20 protein-coding genes and 1 pseudogene are annotated in these 22,522 nt (G+C 29.5%); 11 read left to right on the top strand and 10 right to left on the bottom strand.

Annotated features, from left to right (window positions below; genetic code table 11):
- Positions 1-1,172: Mur ligase family protein (locus L8W68_RS07510; protein ID WP_263675649.1), on the top strand; the 1,172-nt coding region annotated here is incomplete at its 5' end.
- An 11-nt stretch (positions 1,173-1,183) separates the two neighbouring features.
- On the opposite strand, the gene flgH is transcribed toward L8W68_RS07510, so the two are convergent.
- Positions 1,184-1,885, bottom strand: a complete 702-nt coding sequence (flgH, locus tag L8W68_RS07505) for a flagellar basal body L-ring protein FlgH (protein WP_263664106.1) — start codon at positions 1,883-1,885, stop codon at positions 1,184-1,186.
- 85 nt (positions 1,886-1,970) lie between these two features.
- On the opposite strand from flgH, the gene pta reads away from it, so the two are divergent.
- Positions 1,971-3,440: a phosphate acetyltransferase gene (pta, locus tag L8W68_RS07500; protein ID WP_318529705.1), complete on the top strand. Its 1,470-nt coding sequence runs from the start codon at positions 1,971-1,973 to the stop codon at positions 3,438-3,440.
- Between the two features lie 8 nt (positions 3,441-3,448).
- Positions 3,449-4,633 carry an acetate kinase gene (locus L8W68_RS07495; protein ID WP_263675648.1) on the top strand — a complete coding sequence of 395 codons (1,185 nt, stop codon included), beginning with the start codon at positions 3,449-3,451 and terminating at the stop codon, positions 4,631-4,633.
- Positions 4,634-4,663: 30 nt separating this feature from the next.
- On the opposite strand, the gene L8W68_RS07490 is transcribed toward L8W68_RS07495, so the two are convergent.
- The 9 genes and pseudogenes from L8W68_RS07490 to aspS form a co-directional block, all read right to left on the bottom strand.
- Entirely contained in the window at positions 4,664-5,434 is a 771-nt protein-coding gene (locus L8W68_RS07490; protein ID WP_263675647.1) for a MetQ/NlpA family ABC transporter substrate-binding protein, read from the bottom strand.
- Positions 5,435-5,503: 69 nt separating this feature from the next.
- On the bottom strand, positions 5,504-6,709 hold the full coding sequence (locus L8W68_RS07485; RefSeq protein ID WP_263675646.1) for a glycosyltransferase: 1,206 nt from the start codon (positions 6,707-6,709) through the stop codon (positions 5,504-5,506).
- 9 nt (positions 6,710-6,718) lie between these two features.
- Positions 6,719-7,375: pseudogene (locus L8W68_RS07480) on the bottom strand (methionine ABC transporter permease); the annotation flags it as partial.
- A 2-nt stretch (positions 7,376-7,377) separates the two neighbouring features.
- A complete protein-coding gene (locus tag L8W68_RS07475; RefSeq protein ID WP_263675645.1) occupies positions 7,378-8,334 on the bottom strand; it encodes a methionine ABC transporter ATP-binding protein in 957 nt (318 codons plus the stop codon).
- 3 nt (positions 8,335-8,337) lie between these two features.
- Positions 8,338-10,950: a valine--tRNA ligase gene (locus L8W68_RS07470; protein ID WP_263675643.1), complete on the bottom strand. Its 2,613-nt coding sequence runs from the start codon at positions 10,948-10,950 to the stop codon at positions 8,338-8,340.
- 78 nt (positions 10,951-11,028) lie between these two features.
- Positions 11,029-12,060 (bottom strand): hypothetical protein, encoded by a 1,032-nt coding sequence (locus tag L8W68_RS07465; RefSeq protein ID WP_263675641.1) that lies wholly within the window; start codon positions 12,058-12,060, stop codon positions 11,029-11,031.
- 37 nt (positions 12,061-12,097) lie between these two features.
- Entirely contained in the window at positions 12,098-12,616 is a 519-nt protein-coding gene (gene ppa / locus L8W68_RS07460; RefSeq protein ID WP_120759358.1) for an inorganic diphosphatase, read from the bottom strand.
- A 10-nt stretch (positions 12,617-12,626) separates the two neighbouring features.
- Positions 12,627-13,199, bottom strand: a complete 573-nt coding sequence (locus tag L8W68_RS07455) for an adenylate kinase (RefSeq protein ID WP_263675637.1) — start codon at positions 13,197-13,199, stop codon at positions 12,627-12,629.
- Positions 13,196-14,947 carry an aspartate--tRNA ligase gene (aspS, locus tag L8W68_RS07450; protein WP_263675636.1) on the bottom strand — a complete coding sequence of 584 codons (1,752 nt, stop codon included), beginning with the start codon at positions 14,945-14,947 and terminating at the stop codon, positions 13,196-13,198. Before aspS ends, L8W68_RS07455 begins: the two co-directional genes overlap by 4 nt.
- A gap of 85 nt (positions 14,948-15,032) precedes the next feature.
- On the opposite strand from aspS, the gene L8W68_RS07445 reads away from it, so the two are divergent.
- The 8 genes from L8W68_RS07445 (at position 15,033) to L8W68_RS07410 (ending at position 22,388) form a co-directional block, all read left to right on the top strand.
- Complete coding sequence (locus L8W68_RS07445; protein ID WP_263675634.1) at positions 15,033-15,863, top strand: NAD(+)/NADH kinase; 831 nt, start codon at positions 15,033-15,035, stop codon at positions 15,861-15,863.
- Entirely contained in the window at positions 15,863-17,377 is a 1,515-nt protein-coding gene (locus L8W68_RS07440) for an AAA family ATPase (protein ID WP_263675632.1), read from the top strand. Before L8W68_RS07445 ends, L8W68_RS07440 begins: the two co-directional genes overlap by 1 nt.
- Before the next feature lie 62 nt (positions 17,378-17,439).
- Positions 17,440-18,684, top strand: a complete 1,245-nt coding sequence (locus tag L8W68_RS07435) for a diguanylate cyclase (RefSeq protein WP_263675631.1) — start codon at positions 17,440-17,442, stop codon at positions 18,682-18,684.
- Positions 18,675-19,472, top strand: coding sequence for a TatD family hydrolase (locus tag L8W68_RS07430; protein ID WP_263675630.1), 798 nt, complete (start codon positions 18,675-18,677; stop codon positions 19,470-19,472). The genes L8W68_RS07435 and L8W68_RS07430 overlap by 10 nt, the downstream gene beginning before the upstream one ends.
- On the top strand, positions 19,472-20,623 hold the full coding sequence (locus L8W68_RS07425; protein WP_263675629.1) for a lytic transglycosylase domain-containing protein: 1,152 nt from the start codon (positions 19,472-19,474) through the stop codon (positions 20,621-20,623). Before L8W68_RS07430 ends, L8W68_RS07425 begins: the two co-directional genes overlap by 1 nt.
- Positions 20,559-21,398, top strand: coding sequence for a septal ring lytic transglycosylase RlpA family protein (locus tag L8W68_RS07420; RefSeq protein ID WP_412175255.1), 840 nt, complete (start codon positions 20,559-20,561; stop codon positions 21,396-21,398). The genes L8W68_RS07425 and L8W68_RS07420 overlap by 65 nt, the downstream gene beginning before the upstream one ends.
- Positions 21,399-21,402: 4 nt before the next feature.
- Positions 21,403-21,891, top strand: coding sequence for an HAD hydrolase family protein (locus tag L8W68_RS07415; protein ID WP_263675628.1), 489 nt, complete (start codon positions 21,403-21,405; stop codon positions 21,889-21,891).
- The gene (locus L8W68_RS07410) at positions 21,882-22,388 is read left to right on the top strand and encodes a hypothetical protein (protein ID WP_115645383.1); all 507 of its coding nucleotides are present in this window, start codon (positions 21,882-21,884) and stop codon (positions 22,386-22,388) included. The genes L8W68_RS07415 and L8W68_RS07410 overlap by 10 nt, the downstream gene beginning before the upstream one ends.
- Positions 22,389-22,522: the final 134 nt, after the last annotated feature.

Below are 22,522 nucleotides of genomic sequence, written 5' to 3'. Positions count from 1 at the left end.
GATATTTATATAAAAATTTAGATAAAAAGCTAGTTTTTACTGCTAGGATTAAGCGTTATTTTTTATTCTTGTCGCTTTTTACTTTAGTATTTATGCCATTTTTTTGGATAGGTTTGGAAGCTTTAGTAGCTGCACTTTTATTAAGCTTTTTAGTAGAAAAAATAAACCAAAATGCATTTATAAAAAAGGCAAATAAAAAGATTTGTGATAATCCAAATTTAAAAATTATATTAATTACTGCAAGTTTTGGAAAAACAAGTGTAAAAAATTTTTTATACGAACTTTTAAAAGATGAGTTTAAGTGTTATAAAACTCCAAGAAGTGTTAATACTTTTATTGGTATAGTAAAAGATATCAATGAAAATTTAGAAAATAATACTGAAATTTATATCGTAGAAGCTGGCGCAAGAGAGCAAAATGATATTTTAGAAATTACAGAGTTTTTAAATCCTCAAATTTGCATAGTAGGTGAGATCGGCTTGGCGCATTTAGAGTATTTTAAAACTCAAGATAATATCCGCAGTGCTAAGTTGCAAGCTTTAAAATCCAAGCGTTTGGAAAAATACTTTTTACACTCAAGCACCTTATATGAAAATGAATTTTATGATGATTGTTTAAGTGATGTTAGGGCAAGTTTAGAGGGTTTAGATTTTAAAATAAGATTAGATGATAATATTTATGATTTTCATGCGAATTTATTGGGTACTTTTAATGCTTATAATATTAGTGTGTGTATTTTACTTGCTCATTATTTAGGAATAAAAATAGAAAATATTATAAAAAGTGTATCAAATTTAAAAGCAGTAGAACATCGTTTGCAAGTGATTTCTAAAGAGCCTAAATTTATCATAGATGATGGTTTTAATGGAAATTTTAAAGGTATGAGTCAAAGCTATGAGCTTTGTAAAAACTATCAAGGAAGAAAAATTTTGGTAACTCCTGGTATAGTTGAAGTTAATGAAGAAGAAAATATAAAATTATGTAAGATAATCAATGAATGTTTCGATTTTGTAATTATTACTTCAGAGGCTAATAGCGCGATTTTGCAAAAACATATTACATTAGATTTTTATGTATTAAAAGAAAAATCTCAACTTGTACAAGCTTTATCAAAATTAACCCAAAATGGAGATTTGATTTTATTTTCTAATGATGCACCAAGTTTTATGTAAAACCATTTAGCTTAAAAAGGCCAAATGGTTTCCATGAATTTTGTTCCCCAAGGCTTACGCGTTGATTTATCTATATCACCTTCTGTTTTATAAAGAATTTTTGCATCAGCTATGTATTTACTATCTATCATGTTATCTTGAGAAATATCATAAGGTCTTATAACCCCGCTTAGCTGAATGATTTGTTTTTCACCGTTAATTAAAAGCTCACGACTTCCTTCTATAAAATAATTTCCATTAGATAAAACTTTAATCACTCTAGCAGAAATGGTGGTTTGGAAATTTTCACTTCTAGTTTGACTTCCTGTGCCTTGATATTGTGAAGTGCTTGCTGTGGTATAACCTATATTTGTATAATCATTGATAAAATCTCTAGCTTTGCTAAGTCCAGCACCAGTGGTTACTTGTCCTCCGCCTAAATTAACATTATTGTTTTTACTTGTAGCTTTAGAGCCTTGTGAGTTTTGTGTGGCATTTTCTCTAATGACTACGGTAACTAAATCATTTACATTCATTGCTTTTTTATCAGAAAATAAAGGATTATCTCCTTTACCAAACAACGATCCAGGGTTGCTTTGGGTGTTATGATTTTGCTTTGGAGCTAATTCTTCTACATAAGTTGGAGGTTTCATGTTAATATGTGGATCGACTGTGGCACTACAACCAAACATTACAAAAGGTAACAAGTAAAAATTAACATTTTTAAATTTCATAGCTTTATAACCTTATATTATTGTGATGAATTTTAAAATTATTATATTACAAAAAAACAATTATTTTGTTAAAAAAGAGGAAAAAATGAAATCCATGTTTTTATTAAATTGTGTTGATGAGAAATTTTTAACACAGTCTTTAGGAAAAGTTCAAGGTAAAATAGCTTTTTATTTTCCTGTTTTTTGTGAAAAAAATAAAGAAAAAATTGCTTTAATATGCTCAAAAACCAATTTTAAGCTAGATTTTTTTAGTAGTTTTGAAAAAAATAATTATCAAAGCAAATTTACTCAAAATTCAAATGACTTTTTTAAAAAAATAATTCAAGATTGTGAAAAATTAAAAAAAGAAAATGATTTTGTTGTAGTAGTTGGAGTAGATGATTTTGGTTTAATGGGAGATTTGAGTTTAAATATAGCTTTAGCTAAAGAGCTAAATGCTCCACTATATACAAAAAGTCAAGATGAAAATCATGCTATGTTAAAATTCTTACTAAGCCAAAAGCTTAGTGACTTTGTTTTGTTAAAAGAAAATGAAGATTTTACTCAAGATTTATTACAAGAATATACCTATAAAACTCAGGCAAGATTTTCTTATGAGCTTTTTGAAAAAGCAAAAGCAGATAAAAAAATAGTGGTTTTACCTGAAAGTTTTGATGAAAGAGTATTAAAAGCTAGTGAGTTTTTAATGCAAAATGAGATTGTTGATTTGATTTTACTAGGCGATAGCAATGAAATTTGTGCCAAAGCTAATAGTTTAAATATTAATATCGATGGTGTGCGTATTATAAATCCTAAAAATTCTCAATATAATGAAGAATTTGAAGAGCTTTTGTATGAAGCTAGAAAAAGTAAAGGTATGAGTAAAGAAGAAGCTAAAAAGTTAGTGCAAGATAAAACATATTTTGCGACCTTGCTTGTTCATACTCAAAAAGCGCATGCTATGGTAAGTGGTGCGAGTACAACTACTGCTGAAACTATTCGTCCTGCCTTGCAAATTATCAAAACAAAACCTGATGTGAGTTTGGTTTCTGGTATGTTTTTTATGTCTTTAGAAGATAAGGTTTTGGTTTTTGCTGATTGTGCTGTTATGCCAAATCCAACTCCTGAGCAACTTGCTGAAATTGCTTATGTGAGTGCAAATAGCGCTAAAGCTTTTGGACTTGATCCTAAAGTGGCTTTGCTTTCATATTCTAGTGGAGATAGTGGAAGCGGGGCTAGCGTAGATGCAATTAAAGAAGCTACTAAAATAGCTAAAGAAAAATATCCTCAACTTGAGCTAGAAGGTCCTATACAATTTGATGCAGCATATGATATGCTAACAGCAAAAAGCAAAATGCCAAACTCTAAAGTGGCAGGAAAGGCAAATGTATATGTGTTTCCTGATTTAAATGCGGCAAATATTTGCTATAAAGCAGTGCAAAGAACAGCAAATTCTTTAGCTATTGGCCCGATTTTACAAGGTCTTAAAAAACCGATTAATGATTTAAGTAGAGGTTGTTTGGTAGAAGATATTGTTAATACTGTGATTTTAAGTGCTATTCAAGCGCAAGAATAAGGAGAAAAATGAAAATATTAGTTTTAAATTCAGGTTCATCTTCAATTAAATTTAAGCTTTTTGAAAAAGATGAAGCCCTAGCATCTGGTTTGGTGGAAAAAATAGGCGAGCAAAGCTCTAAAATAGAATTAAAAGATCTAAAAAATGGTCAAAAATACCAAAAAGAATTGGCGATTAAAGATCATGAGCAAGGTATTGAATTAGTAAATGAATTATTTGCTCAAAGTGGAATTTTACATGATTTGAATGAGCTTGATGGATGTGGACATAGGATAGTTCATGGAGGTCCAAATTTAACTAAACATTGTTTAGTGGATGATGAAATTTTAAAAGAAATTGATAGGGTTTCTCACATAGCACCTTTACACAATCCTGCACATTTAATAGGTATTAAAACTATGATAAAAGCCGCTCCAAAAGTTCCTAATGTGACAGTTTTTGACACAGCTTTTCATCAAAGTATGCCTGATTATGCTTATATGTATGCTTTACCTTATGAATTTTATGAAAAACACCAAGTAAGAAAATACGGCTTTCACGGTACATCACATTCTTATGTAAGCAAGCAAGCTGCACATATACTTGGTAAAGATATTAATGAATTTAATGCAATTAGCGCTCATCTTGGAAATGGTGCGAGTGTTTGTGCTATAGAAAATGGAAAATGCGTAGATACTTCTATGGGCTTTACACCGCTAGAAGGTTTGATCATGGGGACTAGATGTGGAGATATTGATCCTGCTGTATTGCCATTTTTAGCAAAAGAATTAAATTTAAACCCGTCTGATTTAGATACTATAATGAATAAAAAAAGTGGTGTTTATGGAATTTGTGGGTTTAATGATTTTAGAGATATTGAAGCGCAAATTGAACAAAATAACGAAAAAGCAAGACTTGCTCTTGATATGTTTTGTTATCGTTTGAGTAAATATATTGGCTCATATTTTGCGATTTTACCTAGAGTTGATGCGTTGATTTTTACAGCTGGTATTGGAGAAAATGATGATATTGTTAGAGCAAAAGTTTGTCAAAGACTAGCGCATTTGGGATTTGATATAGATTTAGATAAAAATGCACAGCTTAGAAATGGCGAGATTAGTAAAGAAGACTCTAAAATTAAAATTTTAATTGTTCCAACAGAAGAAGAATTAGAAATAGCTAAAATTACCACAGAACTTATTAAAAATAAATAAACCTTGAGTTTTAAAACTCAAGGTTTATTTTTAAAATGCAGGGACCACTGCACCTTGGTATTTTTCATTGATAAAATCTTTTACTTTTTGACTTTGTAAAGCCTTTACTAAAGCTTTGATTTTAGGATTGTCTTTATTATCTTGAGTGGTTACTAAGATATTTGCATAAGGACTTTCTTTACTTTCTATTAAAATAGAATCTTTTACAGGATTTAAATTTGCTGATAAAGCATAGTTTGAATTAATCACTGCAAAATCAACATCATCTAAAGCTCTTGGAAGTTGTGCTGCTTTTAATTCTTTAAATTTGATATTTTTTGGATTATCTTTAATATCAAGTGGAGTTTTTAATGCACTATTTTCAAAACTAACTAGCTTGGTACTAGCGATAATATCTAAAGCTCTGCTTTCATTTGTTGGATCATTTGGTACAGCTATGGTAGCATTTTGTGGAAGATCTTGGATGTTTTTATATTTTTTAGAATAAACTGCCATTGGTTCGATATGAACTTTTGCAACGCTAATTAATTTTGTGCCTTTATTAGCATTAAACTCATCCAAATAAGGCTGATGTTGAAAGAAATTTGCATCAAGTTCTTTGCTATCTGTGCTAAGATTTGGTAAAATATAGTCATTAAATTCTTTAATTTCCAATGTATAACCTTCTTTTTTTAATAAATCTTTAGTTTGTTCTAAAATTTCAGCGTGAGGCACTGGTGTTGCACCTACTTTGATAACTTCATTAGCAAATAAACTTGCACCTAAAATTGTGCTTACAGTGAGAAATTTTAACAATTTCATTTTAACTCCTTTTTATAGTTTTAAAATGCTTGATTATATTGTAAAAATATTAATAAGATAGGAAAAGTTTTATTTTTGTTTGTTTTTGTATTCTTTAGCAAAATGTTTGAGTTCTTTTATAAATTTTATATACCCCCCCCCATACCAATTTTTTTGAGCCTTAATAAGAGCTTGTCCGATTTTATAAGAATAAGTATTTTGATTTTTAATACCCTCGCTTTTATAATCATCATAACTTGATAAAGGTGGAAGTTTAAGATAAGGTTTTGTTTTTAAATCTTTTTGATATTGCTTGGCAAGTTTTGTGTGTTTATAGTAAATCTTTAACAAAGTAAAAGGTAAAAAAGGAATTTTTTTCTTATTTTTAGTGCATTCTATAAAAGCATAGCCTAGTTTGTATGATAAATGATATCTTACTCTTGCTTTTGCTTGAGTATTAGTAGCTTTTATTCCATCTAAATATCTACTTCCTCCAAGTTTTAACCATTTTTTATAGTATTCTTGCCATTTAGGCCATGTTTGATTGCATAAAACATTGTTCCAAAAACGATTATTACTACCTTCTGCATGTGTTATAGAGGCTTTTTGTGATAAATTAGTTCTATAATCAATATTTCCATTATAAGTATCTTTTAAATCTTTTATTTTAAATTTGTGTTCTAGTACTAGGAGTGTAAACAATCCTTGATCGTTTAAATTTTGAATGTTTTCATTTAAATGTTTATATATAAATTGATAGTATTTTAAAGGATTTGGTATAAGATCTGTAAAGACTAAAATTCCAGTTAAATACGTACGCTTTTGATGATACTCTTTTTTTGCAGGCAAGCTTTCAAGAAGCAAAGTTTTACCTAATCTTGCACCAAAATGATATTTTTTAGCTCTTAATTTGCTAAGTTCATCTATACTTTTTAAAAGTAAAACATCAAAATCAAGATAAATAATACTTTCGCATTCATCTAAAAACTTAAAAGCTTCAAATCTTGCAAAAGCCATATGCGTCCATCTTTTTAAGAAAAATAAATTATTAATATCGTTTTGGTTTTTACCAAGAGTAGCTAAAAAATCTTCTTGAGTAAAAGGAAGAAATTTAATTGTTTTATTTTTAACAATTTTTTGCATGATATTTTGATCATTCAAGCTAAAACCATCATGTAAAATGTAAAACACATCTACCTTTTCACCCATAACATCCATAATGTTAATGAGCAAGGTTCCTATGGTAAAGCTTGAATTTTTAGTCGCTGCTAGCAAAATACCAAGTTTATGTTTCATTGTTTATCTTTTGGTGATTTTATAAAGAATATTTCCTATAAATTGTATGATTTGAACTAAAACAATTAAAATCACAACGGTTTGAATCATAATATCAGTTCTAAAACGCTCGTAACCATAGCGAATAGCTACATCGCCCAAACCACCACCACCAACAGTTCCTGCCATAGCGGAAAATCCTATTACGATGATTAAAATCAAAGTGATACCATTAATAATGCTTGGTAAAGCCTCACTAAACATAACTTTAAAGATAATTTGTGCTTTGCTAGCTCCATAAGATCTTGCTGCTTCAATGATAGCAGGATCAATTTCTTTAAAAGCACTTTCAATCATTTTAGCTAAATAAGGCGCAATTCCTATGGTAAGTGGTACTATGGTAGCAGTTGTTCCTATACTAATACCAATGAGATACTTTGTAAAAGGACTTAAAACTACAATGAGTACTAAAAATGGAAAAGATCTTAAAATATTGATAATAAAATCAAGCACACTATAAATGCTTTTGTTTTCCCATAAACCACCTTTATCAGTAACAGTAAGTACAATTGCAGGGATAAGTGCGATTAAAAAGGCTAAAAAAGTGGCTGTAAAACTCATATAAAGAGTTTCTAATAATGCCGGATAAAGTATATTTTCAAAATTTCTTAAAATTGCTTCTAAATTCATTACACAAGCTCCCAAATAACGCCATTTTCTTGTAAATAATTTAAAACTCTTTCTTGATCTTTAGCTTCTATATTGATTACCAAATTTCCTAAAGCATTATTATTTAGCTTTTCTATTTTACCCCAAACTATATTAAAATCAATATTTAAACTTCTAGCCATATGAGTGATTATGCTTTGATTTGCTTTTTCTTTGCAAAAATATAAGCGCACATTGACTCCATTTTGTGGTAAAAAATCACTCTCCCCTAGAAATTCACGCATTTTTTCACTTGGCTTTAAGAATAAATCTTCAATTTTCCCTTGACCTATGATTTGTCCATGCTCTAATAATACAGCCTTTTGTGCTATTTGCTTTACTGCCTCCATTTCATGAGTTACTAATACTACGCTGATGTTAAATTCTTGATTGATTTTAGCAATAAGCTCTAAAATATTGTTTGTAGTATTTGGATCAAGTGCAGAAGTAGCTTCATCGCTTAGTAAAATTTTAGGATTTAAAGCAAGGGCTCTAGCTATGGCTACCCTTTGTTTTTGCCCACCACTTAGTTCATTTGGATATGCCTTGCTTTTAGCTAAAAGTCCCACAAGATCTAAAAGCTCATTAACTCTTTTTTGAATTGTGCTTTTGTCAAAATTATGAATTTCTAAAGGCATAGCTACATTTTCAAATACACTTTTTCTACTCATAAGTGCAAAATGCTGAAAAATCATTCCTATATCTTTTCTAAATATTCTTAACTCTTTTTCTTTTAAGGTAGCTATTTCTTTACCAAAAACTTCTACGCTACCATTTTGATAATTTTCCAAACCATTAATACATCTTAGCAAAGTTGATTTTCCTGCCCCGCTGTGTCCAACAAGAGCATAAATTTCTCCTTCTTTAATTTCTAAAGAAACATCATTTATAACTAATTCTTTGCCATAATATTTTTTAAGATTTTGTATTTTTATCACTTATTAGCCTTCTAAATTAGAAATTTCATCATTGATTTTTTCAAGTTGAGTTTTAATGCTTTCAAGTTGAGTTTTATTTTGCTCAACAACCGCAGCCGGTGCATTAGAAATAAATTTTTCATTTTTCATCATAGCATCTAGCTTGTTAAATTCTTTTTCAAGTTTTGTTTTTTGACTATTAAGTCTATTTAAAACACCGCTTAAATCAAGATCTTGAGTTGGTATAAATACTTCTAAATTCTCGCTTACATCTCTAATGGATTTTTCTAAATTTGTACTAATAAATTCGATGTTTTCACATTTTGCAAGTGTTGAGATGAAATTAGTGTAATTTTTTAACTCAGCCATTAAACTCTCATCGTTTAATTTTATACAAGCTTTTTGAATTTTTGCATTTGCAAGCTCTACTAGGGTTTTTGCACGACGTAAACTCACTATACTTTCTATAATGATATTAAATAATTTTTCTATTTTTTCATCTCTAGAATTAAATTTAGGATATTTTGAAATCATTATAGATTCATGAGTTTGGATAGAAGTTTTACTTAACTCATGGTATAAATACTCACTAATAAATGGCATAAAAGGATTTAAAAGCTTTAATGCTTCTTTAAAAATGCTTCCAAGTTCTTTTATACTTGATTTTTCAGCCTTACTAAGCTCGATCCCCCAATCACAAAATTCATCCCAGAAAAATCTATACAAAGTATTTGCCGCATCATTAAAGCGGTAATTATCTAAATTTTCTCTTGTTTCTTTTATACATACTTCAAAACGAGACAGTATGTATTTTGCCAAGTTAGTTTGAATTTTGCTTTTATCTAAATCTTCAAATTTTTCTTCATTTAAAAGTAAAAATTTGCTTGCATTATAAAGCTTATTCGTAAAATTTCTAACTTGTATGAGTTTGTCATTGCTTAATTTTATATCTCTACCTTGGATAGCTAAAAGAGCAAGGGTAAAACGCAAGATATCAGCACTGTATTCATCCACACTTTGCACAGGATCAATGACATTACCTAAAGACTTACTCATTTTTCTACCTTGCTCATCTTTAACCAAAGCATGTAAATATATATCTTTAAAAGGAAGCTCACCTAAGGCATTAGTACTTTGAAACATCATTCTTGCAACCCAGAAAAATAAAATATCAAAGCCGGTGATTAATAAAGAATTTGGATAAAAATCTTTTAAGTCATCTTCACGCCAAAGTGTGTTTTTACCCCAGTCTTTATTACCCCAACCTAAAGTACTCATAGCCCAAAGACCAGAAGAAAACCAAGTGTCTAAAACATCAGGGTCTTGTTTGAAATTAGTGCTTTGGCATTTTGGACATTGGCTTGGAGTTTCTTCGCTTGCCCATTCATGAGAGCATTCACAATAATACACAGGAATTTGATGACCCCACCAAAGTTGTCTTGAAATACACCAATCTTTTAAATCCCTCATCCAAGCATTAAAACTATTAATCCAATGTGCAGGGTAAAATTTACTTCCACCAAGATTAACTTTTTCTATGCTTTCTTTTGCGATTTCATTTTTTACAAACCATTGTTTAGAAATGTAAGGTTCAACTACATTTTTACAACGATAACAATATCCTACTTGATTAGTATAATCTTCTATTTTTTCAACAAAACCTTTTTCTTGTAATTCTTTTATAATAACATCTCTTGCTTCTAATCTTTCTAAGCCTTTAAAATGCAAGCAGTGTTCATTTAAAATACCTTTTTCATCAAAGATAGTAATAAAATCAAGTTTATGTCTTAAGCCTACTTCATAGTCATTATGATCATGTGCTGGGGTTACTTTCACAAAGCCTGTACCAAATTCCATATCTACATGTTCATCAGCAATAATAGGAATTTTTCTATCTATTAAAGGTAAAATGACATTTTTGCATATTAAGTGTTTAAATCTTTCATCGTTTGGATTAACCATCACAGCGCTATCGCCAAAATAAGTTTCTGGCCTTGTGGTGGCTACTACGATGTATTCTTGAGAATTTTCTAAGAAATATTTTAAATAATATAATTTCCCTTTATTTTCTTTATGTTCTACTTCTATATCACTTAATGCTCCATCATGAGTACACCAATTTACCATGTAATTTCCACGCACGATGAGCTTTTTATCATAAAGATCTACAAAGGCTTTTTTTACCGCATTTACTAAACCTTCATCCATAGTAAAGCGCAAACGACTCCAAGCAGGAGTGATACCTAAAATTCGCATTTGCTTAACTATGGTACCACCGCTTTGTTCTTTCCATTCCCATACTTTTTTTATAAATTCTTCTCTACTAAGTTCTTCTTTTTTAATGCCTTGAGCTAAAAGTTGTTTTTCTACAACATTTTGTGTTGCAATGCCTGCATGATCAAGCCCTGGTTGGTAAAGGGTTTTATAACCATCCATTCTTTTATAACGCGTTGTGATATCTTGTAAAGTACAAGTTAGAGCATGACCTATATGCAAAACGCCTGTTACATTAGGTGGAGGCATCATAATGCAAAAGTTTTTGCCTTTTTCTTGAATTTTTTCATTACCATTGATTTCAAAATATCCGCGTTCTTCGCAAATTTTATAATATTCTTTTTCTAGTGATTTATCATACATAATTGCTACCTTGAGAATGAAAATAAATTGTTATGTTAGCTTAAAATTGTTAAAGAAGTTTTGAAATTTAGAAATTAGTTATAAAAAACTAATTTCTACTTTACGATTATTTTGTCTTTGAGAATCAGACTTATCTTTAGTAGGGTAGGTATCTTTTCCCAAAGATTCTATTTCTATAACCTCAGTAAAGCTAAAGAAATGTTTAGCCACATTCATTGCTCTATTTAATCCTATCATATAGTTTGCAAAAGTGCTACCTCTATCATCTGCATAACCTTGAATTTTGATTCTTTTGATTATATCTTCTCTTGCTAGATTTTGATTGATTTTTTCAAGTAAATTTTCATTGCTATATTCGCTATACCCATTTCTTTCAAATAAAAATTTTAAATCAGAAATTTTAACATCTACATAATTGTATTTTTTCTTATTTTTAGCAAAAACAATATCTTTATTATATATGCTTAATTTCATATTATCATTTGATAACATATCGATAAAAATAGTTAAATTATAATCTTGAGAATTAACTTTAATAGGATTAATCATTTCTTTTAACATATCAATTCTATAATCACTTAAGCTTTTTCCATCTAATACATAAACTTTAACAAAATCATCACTCAAGCTTGGCTCATATCTGCTAGTTTTACCTTTTGCGATGTATTCTTGCATGGTATTTTTATATTTTGTTGTTTTTTCTTTTTTTATGCTTGTTTGTTTGTTGTTTTCAACGAGAAGTTTTTGTTCTTCTTGGGTTGCTTTAGGTGTAATAGTTTCATTTTTAGAAACTTCAGCTATATTTGTTTTGGTTGTTGGTGCAACTTCTTGAGTGCTTGTATTTTCATCTATGATAGGATTATTTTGTACTGGAGTTTCTTCTTTTAAAGGCTCTTGAACTGTTTGTTGTGATTGATAAGTATTATCACTTATATTATTTCTTTCTTGGTTGTATTGAGTACTTGGCGGAGTGTAGCTTTGATAAGAACTACTTTTTTTATAATCATATACATAAGTATTTGAATCATCTTCAAAATACCACATATAAAAACCAATACTAGCGCCTATTAGCACCACAAAAGCTATACTAAAAGCAATAATACTTTTCATTTTTTATCCTTTGTGAAGTCCTTAAAAGGACTTTTGATTATTTATAATTTTTAATAGAATTTTCTAAAATTTCACTTGCTTTTTCAATGCCTGCAAATTCTTTTACTTTTACCCATTTGTTTGGTTCAAGCATTTTATATGTTTCAAAGAAATTTTTGATTTTATCTAAGCTTGCTTTTGGTAAATCATCTAAACTTTTAATATTATCATATCTTGGGTCAATTTTGCTTACAGGAACAGCTAGTAATTTTTCATCCATACCGCTTTCATCTTCCATTAATAATACCCCTATTAAACGACAAGGAATCACAGCTCCTGCTTGGATAGGGTATTCATTTAAAACCAAAACATCAATAGGATCGCCATCATCTGCAAGAGTATTTGGTATAAAACCATAGTTTGCTGGATAAAACATAGCTGAATACATCACACGATCAACCATGATGGCTCCGCTTTCTTTATCAAGCTCGTATTTGATGTTTGATCCATAAGGAATTTCAATAACTGCATTAAGTTTGTTTGGTACTTCTCCAACTTTGATTTTGCTAATATCCATTTTTTATCCTTTATTTTAATAAATCATTGATTAAATTTTTCATATCAGCTACGATAGCTTCAATACTTCTTTCACCATTGATTACATGGTGGATATTTTCTTTGGTATAAAAATTTGTTATTTTTTCTAAAGGCTCTAAATAAACTTTCATTCTATTATTGAAAACTTCTTCGTTATCATCAGCACCTCTAGCACGTCCTAAAACTCTTTCTCTAGCAACTTCTTCACTAACTTTAACTTCTATAACACCTTTTAAATTTACTTCATTTTGATTTTTTAATACCTTATCAAACTCAAGCATTTGTTCAATACTTCTTGGATAACCATCGATAAGTATCGTGTTGGTTGGTGCATTTTTTAAAGCAGTGATGATAGTATTTACAACTACATCTAGTGGAACTAAATTTCCCTTAGAAATAAAACTATCAATAGTCTTTCCAAGTTCGCTTCCGCTAGCCACTTCTGCTCTTAGTAAATCACCTGTAGAATAATGAGTAATATTTGCATCATCTGTAGCTATAATGCTTGCATCAGTTGTTTTGCCACTACCTGGTGCGCCTATGATTAAAAATAATTGTTTCATTTAGTATTCTCCCTTAATCTTATACCTAATTCTCTCATTTGTTCATTGCTTACTTCGCTTGGAGCTTGAGTCATAAGACATTGTGCTCTTTGTGTTTTAGGAAATGCTATAACTTCTCTAATGCTTGAAGATTTTGTTAAAAGCATGATAAGTCTATCAAGACCTATTGCTATACCACCATGTGGTGGTGCTCCAAAGCTTAATGCATCAAGCAAGAAGCCAAATTTCTTTCTTTGTTCTTCTTCATCAATATTTAAAAGTTTAAAGACTTTTTGTTGGATAGGGCTTTTATGAATTCTTATACTACCACCACCTAATTCTACACCATTTAATACCACATCATGTGCAATAGAATTAATCTCTTCTAAATCTTGCTCATCAATATTTTTTGGCATAGTAAATGGATGGTGCATTGCGGAATAGCTTCCATCATCATTTTGTTCAAACATAGGAAAATCAATAACCCATAAAAATTCTAATTTATCCTCATCAATAATTTTCATTTCATCAGCAAGGAATAATCTAAATCTACCCATATAATCAAGCACGGTTTTCTTAGCCCCTGCACCAAAAAATACTACATCTCCAACTTCTAATTCACATCTTTGAATTAAAGCATTCAAATCCTCTTTACTAAAGAATTTGCAAAGTGGACCCTTAGGACCATCTTCTTTCATTTGTATGAATGCAAGTCCTGCCGCTCCAAATTTGCGCACAAATTCTTCAAATCTTTGCATTTGGCGTTTAGAAAAAATCGTATCACCTTTTGGAACTCTTAAAGCTTTAATGCGATTTTTCTTCGTATCTTTTGCGATATTTGCAAAAATTTCGTTATTTGATTTTGCAAAAATATCAATTACATCAATAAATTTCATATCAAATCTTAAATCAGGCTTATCAGAACCATAATTTTCCATAGCTTCTTTATAACTCATTTGTCTAAAAGGTATGCTAATTTCTTTTCCGCAAGCTTTGAAAATATCTTTGAGTAAATTTTCTGCCATAGCTATGATATCTTTTTGCTCACAAAAACTCATTTCTATATCTATTTGAGTAAATTCAGGTTGGCGATCTGCTCTTAAATCCTCATCTCTAAAGCATTTTGCAATTTGAAAATATCTATCAAATCCTGAACACATTAAAAGTTGTTTGAAAAGTTGAGGGCTTTGAGGTAAGGCATAAAATTCACCTTGATGTACGCGTGATGGTACCAAATAATCTCTTGCACCTTCTGGGGTAGCTTTAGTTAAAATAGGAGTTTCAACCTCTAAAAATCCCATTTTTGCTAAAGAATTTCTTGTTGCTATACAAGCAGTTGATCTTAGAGCAAAATTATCATAAAGTTTTTTACTTCTTAAATCTAAAAATCTATATTTTAATCTTAATTCTTCATTCACGCTTTCATCGCCTATAGCAAAAGGTATTACAGCGCTTTCATTTTCAATAGTAAGTTTGCTTATAACAACTTCTATTTCCCCGGTTTTTAATTTTGGATTTACAAGTCCTTCACCGCGTGGGCGAATTTTTCCTTGTGCTATTAAAACATATTCATTTCTTACTGATGAAGCTATATTGTGTGCTTCTTGATTATCTGCAGGATCGCATACTAACTGTATAAGTCCGCTACGATCTCTAAGATCGATAAAAATTACACCTCCATGATCACGGTAAGAATTTACCCAACCACATAATGTTACTTCCGCGCCAACATTTTGTATGTTAAGCTCTGTATTGTAATGAGTTCTCAAAATTTTTCCTTAGCTTAATTTTGTTCAATTTTGTTATTATAGTATTTTATTCTTTTGCTTAGCTAAGTTTTGTTATAATTTTTTTATGAAAAAAAATATAAATATAGAAAAAATTCAAAAAATAGGCTTATTTTGCAGGTTAAATACAAATTTAAATGAGCAAATTGCTTTTTTAAAAACAATTTTTTTGCAAAAAAATATAGAGCTTGTATTATTAGAACAAGAAAAAATTAATCTAAAAGATTTACAAAAATTAGATTTTTTGATTTCTCTAGGTGGGGATGGCACGCTTTTATCTTTATGTAGACAAGCTTATCAGGCTAAAAAGCCTATTTTGGGTATAAATGCAGGAAACTTAGGTTTTTTAACAGCCCTTTCTTTTAATGAGATAGAAAGTTTTTTTGAAGATTTTTTTAAAAGTGATTTTAAAATAGAAAAAGCCAAAATGCTTCAAATTACCTTGTATAAAAAAAATAAAATCATTAAAAAATTTGCTTTTAATGACGCAGTTTTTTCGCGTGATAATGCTTTAATGGCAAATGTGGAAGTTTTCTTTGAAAATAAACTTTTTAATGCTTATTATGGAGATGGTTTAATCATAGCTAGTTCAAGTGGTTCAACTGCTTATAATATTAGTGCAGGTGGGCCTATAGTTCATCCTTGGAGTGAAATTTTTGTTCTAACTCCGGTTTGTTCTCATTCTTTAACTCAAAGGCCTATAGTTTTACCTTATGGCTTTGAGCTTGAACTAAAAGTTGAGCATTGTTTGTTGTATTTAGATGGGCAAGAAGTGATTGATCCTAAAGAATATGATAGAATTATTATAGGACTTAGTAAAAAAGAACTTAGTTTTATACATAAAAAAGATAGAGATTATTTCCAAGTTTTAAAAGAAAAGTTAAATTGGGGTAAGTGATGATAGAGAGTATTTTAATCAAAGAAAATTTAGGTTTTAAACAGGCAAAATTAGAATTAGAAGCGGGACTTACTGTCTTTACTGGCTTAAGTGGTGCTGGAAAGTCTGTGCTTTTTAAGGCTATTTTGGCAGCATTTGCTCTAAGTGAGAGTGAAGCTAAAATGGTAGAAATTTTGTTAAATGATGAGCTTGAATTAGATGAGTTTGGTATCGAAAATGAAGAATTAAATGTATTTAAACTTTTAAAAGATAAAAGCTCGCGTTATTTTATTAATAATCAACTTATTTCAAAAAAAAATTTAGCCTTGCTTTCTAAGAAATTTGTAAAATATCTTTCAGCTAAGGAAAATAATGAGTTTTCAAATGAAAGATTTTTAAACTTACTTGATTTTATGCAATCAAAAGAGGATAAGAAATTTCAAGATTTTTTTAATGAATATAAAAATATTTATAAAGAATATATGGAAAATAAAACTAAATTAGAAAAAATTCAAGAAGAAGAAAAAAAAGTAGAAGAATTAAAAGAATTTACGAGCTTTGAAATACAAAAAATTCAAAGTATTAACCCAAAAATTGGCGAATTTGATGAGTTGATGAGTTTTAAAAAAAGACTTTCTAAAAAAGACAAAATTGACGCTGCTTGGAATAGGGCAAGCAGAATTTTTGAATTAGAATCAGCAGTGATTGAAGCTTTGCAAATTAGTGATGTTGATAGTTCATTTTTTTCAGAGTGTTTAAATGAATTAAGAGCTGTGTGGGAAAATCAAAGCTTTGATGATTTTGATTTTGATATAGAAGAAGTGCTTGATAGGATAGAAAAACTTTCTTCTTTGATTTCAAAATATGGAAGCATAGAAGAAGCCTTAGAAGCTTTAGAGAAGAAAAAAGCAGAATTAGCTCATTATGAAAATTTAAGTTTTGAAAAAAAGGAATTAGAAGAAAAAGTTCAAAGTGCTAAAATGCTTTTAGATGAGAAAAGCCAAAAATTAAGTACTTTGCGTAAAAAAAGATTAAAAGAGCTTGAAAAATTACTGAATTTTTATCTTGAAAAACTTTATATGAAAGAAGTTAAATTAGAACTTAAAGATTGTGCTTTGAGTATTTTAGGTAAAGATGAAGTGAGTTTAAATATCAATGAAGCTAGTTTAAAAAATTTAAGCTCAGGCGAGATAAACCGTTTAAGACTTTCTTTTATTGCAACTGAATGTAATGTTACTAATAAAGCTAGTGGGATAATATTTTTAGATGAAATTGATGCAAATTTAAGTGGCAAAGAAGCAATGAGTATAGCTGAAGTGTTAAAAGAGCTTGCTAAGTTTTATCAAATTTTTGCAATTTCACATTTACCACAGCTTTCATCAAAAGCAAGTAATCATTTTTTAGTAGAAAAAATAGGAAATGAAAGTAGGGTAAGAAAAATAGAAAAAGAAGAAAGAGTAAGAGAGCTTGCTAGAATGGTAAGTGGGGAAAATATTACCCAAGAGGCTTTAGAATTTACTAGAACTTTACTTTAAAAATAAAAAGTAAATTTTCTATATGGTATAATAATAGTTTTAAATTATAAAGAGAGTTGGCTATGGAAGAAAAAATTTTAATTATTGATGATAACAAAATGCTTACAAAACTTTTAGCAAAAAAAGTAGAAAATACTTTAGGTTTAAAAGTAGACGTTGCTTTTGATATGAATAGTGCTAAAGAATTAGTGAAAAATGATTATTTTATGGCTTTTGTAGATCTTTGTTTACCAGATGCTCCTAATGGAGAAGTGGTAGATGTAATTTTAGAAAAAAATATTCCTGCTATAGTGCTTACAGGAAGTAGCGATGGACAAACCCGTAAGAAATTTATGGAAAAAGATATTATAGGTTATATTCAAAAAGATAGTGAAAGCTGTATTGATGAAATGCTAAGCTCTATTAGAATGCTTCAAAAAAATAATAAAACTAAAATTATTCTAGCAATTGCAAATGTAACTTTACGTGCAGAAATGAAAAAAAATCTTAACAATCAACTTTTTAATGTCTTAGCAGCAGCCCATGGAGAAGAAGCACTAAATTATTTAAGTGATAATCCTGATACAAAATTAGTAATTTGTGATGCAACTATGCCGGTAATTAATGGAGAAGATTTGCTTGTAGAAATTCGCTCAAAATACTCTAAAATAGAGCTTGGTGTGATCATGGTTGGAGATAAAGACGATGCGCTAGAGGCAAGAGCTTTTAGAAAGGGTGTGAATGATTATGTGATTAGACCTTTCCAAAAAGAATCGCTAAATTGCAGGGTAAATAATTGTTTAGATTATATGCAAAAATGTGTTTTACTTGATGAGTATAGTTTGGGTAAAGATTTGCTAACAGGTCTTGATGATTATGCAAATTTTGAAAAAAGATTTTTAGATTATTTAGAAGATATGCAAGAAAATGAAGAAATGGCTTTGGCTTTGATTGATATTGATAATCTTGCAACAATCAATTATGAGTTAAGCTATGATTGTGGTGATGGTGTGATTAAACACACAGCTAAAAAAATCAAAGATCAAATTCGTGGTATGGATTTAGCAACTAAAATTGAAGATGGTAAATTTTATGTATTATTAAAAAATACTGGACATAAAGAAGCATTAAAAGTTTTTTCAAATATAAGAGTAAATATTGCCAAAGAAAGTGTTTTAATAGCCCTAGATGAAGTAGATTATAGTGTTTCTGTGGGAGTTGCTTTTGGGGTTAAAACAAGCCAAATGCAAGATTTACTGAATAATGCTCAAAAGGCATTAGATTTAGCTAAGGCTAATGGTAAAAATAGGGTAGAGGTATGTTTTTAGATTGTGATTTTAGCGAAAAAATCATAGATACGCATTGTCATTTAGATAGCCAAGCTTATTTTGGATATTTAGATGAAATGTTAAATCATGCCTTTGCTAATGGAGTGGATAAAATCATCATACCTGGCGCGGATATAAAAGATTTGCCAAGAGCAAGAGAGATCGCATATAATTATGAAAATGTGTATTTTTCTTGTGGGGTGCATCCTTATGATATAGATGATTTTGATTTAGATATTTTAAAAGAATTTATAAATGATAAAAAATGTGTTGCAGTGGGTGAGTGTGGGCTTGATTATTATCGTTTAAAAGCAGATGAGGATGAAATAAAAACAAAGCAAAAAGAAGTTTTTATAGCTCAAATTCAGCTAGCTATTGAATATAAAAAACCTTTGATTGTTCATGTGCGTGAAGCTAATGAAGATAGTTTTAATATTTTAAAAACATATGCAAAAGATTTACAAGGCGGTGTTTTGCATTGTTTTAATGCTAGCGAGCTTTTACTTCAGCTAGCTGATGATGGTTTTTATTTTGGTATAGGTGGGGTTTTAACTTTTAAAAATGCAAAAAAGTTAGTAGAAATTTTACCTAAAATTCCAAAAGATAAGCTTGTTTTGGAAACAGATGGGCCTTATTTAACTCCAGAACCACATCGTGGCAAGGTAAATGATCCTATTTTGACCCATTTTGTGGCGCAAAAAATGGCCGAACTTTTAAATTTATCAAAAAATGAAATAATAAAACTTACTAATTTTAACGCTAATTGTTTGTTTTTTCAAGGTTTATAATGAAAAAAAGCTTTTTATTTTTTATTTTAGTATTATTGTGTTTAAATGCTAAGGCTTTGCAATTTACTCCAGAGCATTACACGCAACAAGCACAAATCTTAAGAAATTTAGACATAGAAGCAAGTTATCTTAGCGATATGATTTTTTTAGAATTTAAAGAATCTTCCATAGATATGCATTCTAAAACTTTAGTGGATACTATGAGGGAATTTTATAAAATCACCCCGATTATCCGCAAAATCTTAGAAAAAGAAAATATCCCTCAAGAATTTTTATACTTAGCGATTGTAGAATCTGGTTTAAAAATTCATTCTATTTCAAGAACTAAAGCAGTGGGTGTTTGGCAGTTTATGAAGCCAACAGCACAAACTTTAGGCTTAAGGATAGATCCTTATGTAGATGAGAGAAAAGATTTAGTAAAATCAACTTATGCAGCTATTGCTTATTTAAAACAATTAAAAGAGCAGTTTGGAAAATGGTATTTAGCAATTTTAGCTTATAATTGTGGTGATGGTAAATTACGTCAAGCTATAAAAAAAGCAAAAAGTGATGATTTAAGGGTTTTACTTGATCCTGATAAAAAATACTTGCCATTAGAAACAAGAATTTTTATTAGAAAAATTCTTACCATGGCATTTTTGGCTAATAATAATGATTTTTTAATTTCACAAGATAGTGCCTTGCTTAATTATGCCCTATCGAGTGAAGTTAAAAAAATTTCAGTTCCACCAAGTGTTTCTTTGAGAGAGCTTGCTAAAGTAGCTAAAATGCCTTATAATGAATTTAAGCGTTATAATCCACATTTTAATTATGATTTTACTCCGCCTGATAAAAAAGATTATTATATGTATATTCCTTTAAGCAAAAGCGTGGCAGTAGAAAAGGCATTAGAGAATGTAAAATTGACTAAGGTGGATACAACCATTCCGCATACAAAAATTTATATAGTAAAAGAGGGTGATAGTCTTTATACTATTGCAAGAAAACACAAAATAAGTGTTGAAAGTATTAAAGAATACAATAAAATCAAAGGAAATTTAATCAATATCAATCAAAAACTTGTGTTAAAAATTAAGGAGAATAATAATGCAAAAATCAAAACAACTCAAAAATTATCAAAAAACTCTCATACAAAAGTCGTTAGTCGTTAGTTGTGTAGGGGTTTTATTTAGTGCTTGTAGTATGGTGCCTATTAGCACACCTACTGTGTATTATCCAGAAAGAGATTTTAAAAGTATAAAGCATAATAATACAGGCTTAAAAGGCACTATGAAACCTTATACTATTAATGGTAAAACATATTATCCAACCGTAGTAGAAGTAGGTGAGACTGCTGATGGTATAGCTAGTTGGTATGGACCGGGTTTTCATGGTAAAAAAACTTCTAATGGTGAAACTTATAATCAACACGCTTATACTGCAGCCCATAAAACTTTACCTATGAATACCATAGTAAAAGTAACTAATTTAAAAAATCATCGTCAAACTACTGTTAGGATTAATGATAGAGGGCCTTTTGTAGCAGGTAGGATTATAGATTTATCTAATATGGCTGCAAGAGATATAGATATGATTCAAGCAGGAACAGCTCCTGTGAGACTTGAAGTAATTGGCTTTGGAACAAGTGCAAACTCAGGTTCAGTGCATACTAATTCTAATTTAGGCAGCAGTGGAGAGATTGCTGATAGTGGTCATATTTTCCAAGGTGGATCTTTTATGGTGCAAATTGGTGCATTTAGAAATAAAAGTGGTGCAGAACTAATAGCAAGTAGATATAAAAATTATAATTCTTATACTTCAACAATACAAACAAGTGCTAAAGATGGTTTACATAGGGTATTTTTAAAAGGCTTTAGAAGTGAGCAAGAAGCAAGAGATTTTGTTGATAGCGGATCTTTCCCGGGTGCGTTTATAGTAAGAGAGTAAGATTATGATAGAACTTATTTTTTTAGATGTAGATGGTTGTTTAACAGATGGTAAAATCATCTACACACAAAACTATGGTGAGATTAAAGAATTTAATGTAAAAGATGGCGCGGCGATTGAAGCTTGGCAAAAGCTTGGTAAAAAAATTGCTATCATTACAGGTAGGACTAGCGAGTGTGTATATTTTAGAGCTAGGGATTTAAAAATTGATTTAGTCTATCAAGGCATTAGTGATAAACTAGCTTGTGCTAAAGAAATTTTAGAAAAATTAAATTTAGATTTTTCTCAATGTGCTGCTATTGGGGATTATTATAATGATATGAGTTTGCTTGAAGCAGTTGCTTATAGCTTTAAGCCAAAAGATGCACACAAGGCTTTAAAAACTGATAAAGTTTTAAATAGAAAAGGTGGCAATGGAGCAGTGAGTGAGATGATAGAAATTTTAATTGAACATAATAATATGCAAGCTCAATGGGATAAACTTTGGCGATAAAAATTTTTGCTATATTAATGAGTTTATTTGCCTTTGTTATGGTGATTTTAAGTACCCAAGATCCATATTTATTTGCCATAAAACCACAAAAGATAGATGTGGCAAATATGCAAGCTTTTGATGTGCTTGATTATGAGTTAAATGCTAGTGTAATTAAGGCTACATATCAGGCAAGTCGTTGGGTAAAATACCAAGATAAAGATATTTTTGATGATTTTAAAGTGCAAGCACTTGATTATAATTTAAGTTCAGATTTATTAGTAAGGAATGAAGAAAAATCCATTTTAGAAGGTAATGTAAGTTATTTTGATCATAATCAAACTTCTATTTTTACCCAAAAAGCAACTTATGATATGAAAAATAAAATTTTATTTTCTAATGATAATTTTAAAGCATATATAGGTTTAAATGAAGTTTTTGGGGATAATTTTTTATATGATGTGAATCAAAAAGAATTAAAAATTCAAGGAATAAAAGCATGGTTTTTAGAGCAATAATTTTTTTGTGTTTGTTAAATTTATTTGCATTTAGTGCGCAAAAAATAGAAGTTTATGCTAAAGATTTTTATTTAGATGAAAAAAACGAAACAAGCGTATTAACCGGTGATGTGGAAGTTAAAAAAGGTAAAGAT

This window comes from Campylobacter sp. FU_497 (assembly GCF_025772425.1).
Classification (GTDB): domain Bacteria; phylum Campylobacterota; class Campylobacteria; order Campylobacterales; family Campylobacteraceae; genus Campylobacter_D; species Campylobacter_D lari_C.
Note: the sequence above shows the minus strand (reverse complement) of the source record. Positions and strands in the feature narration are given on the sequence as shown.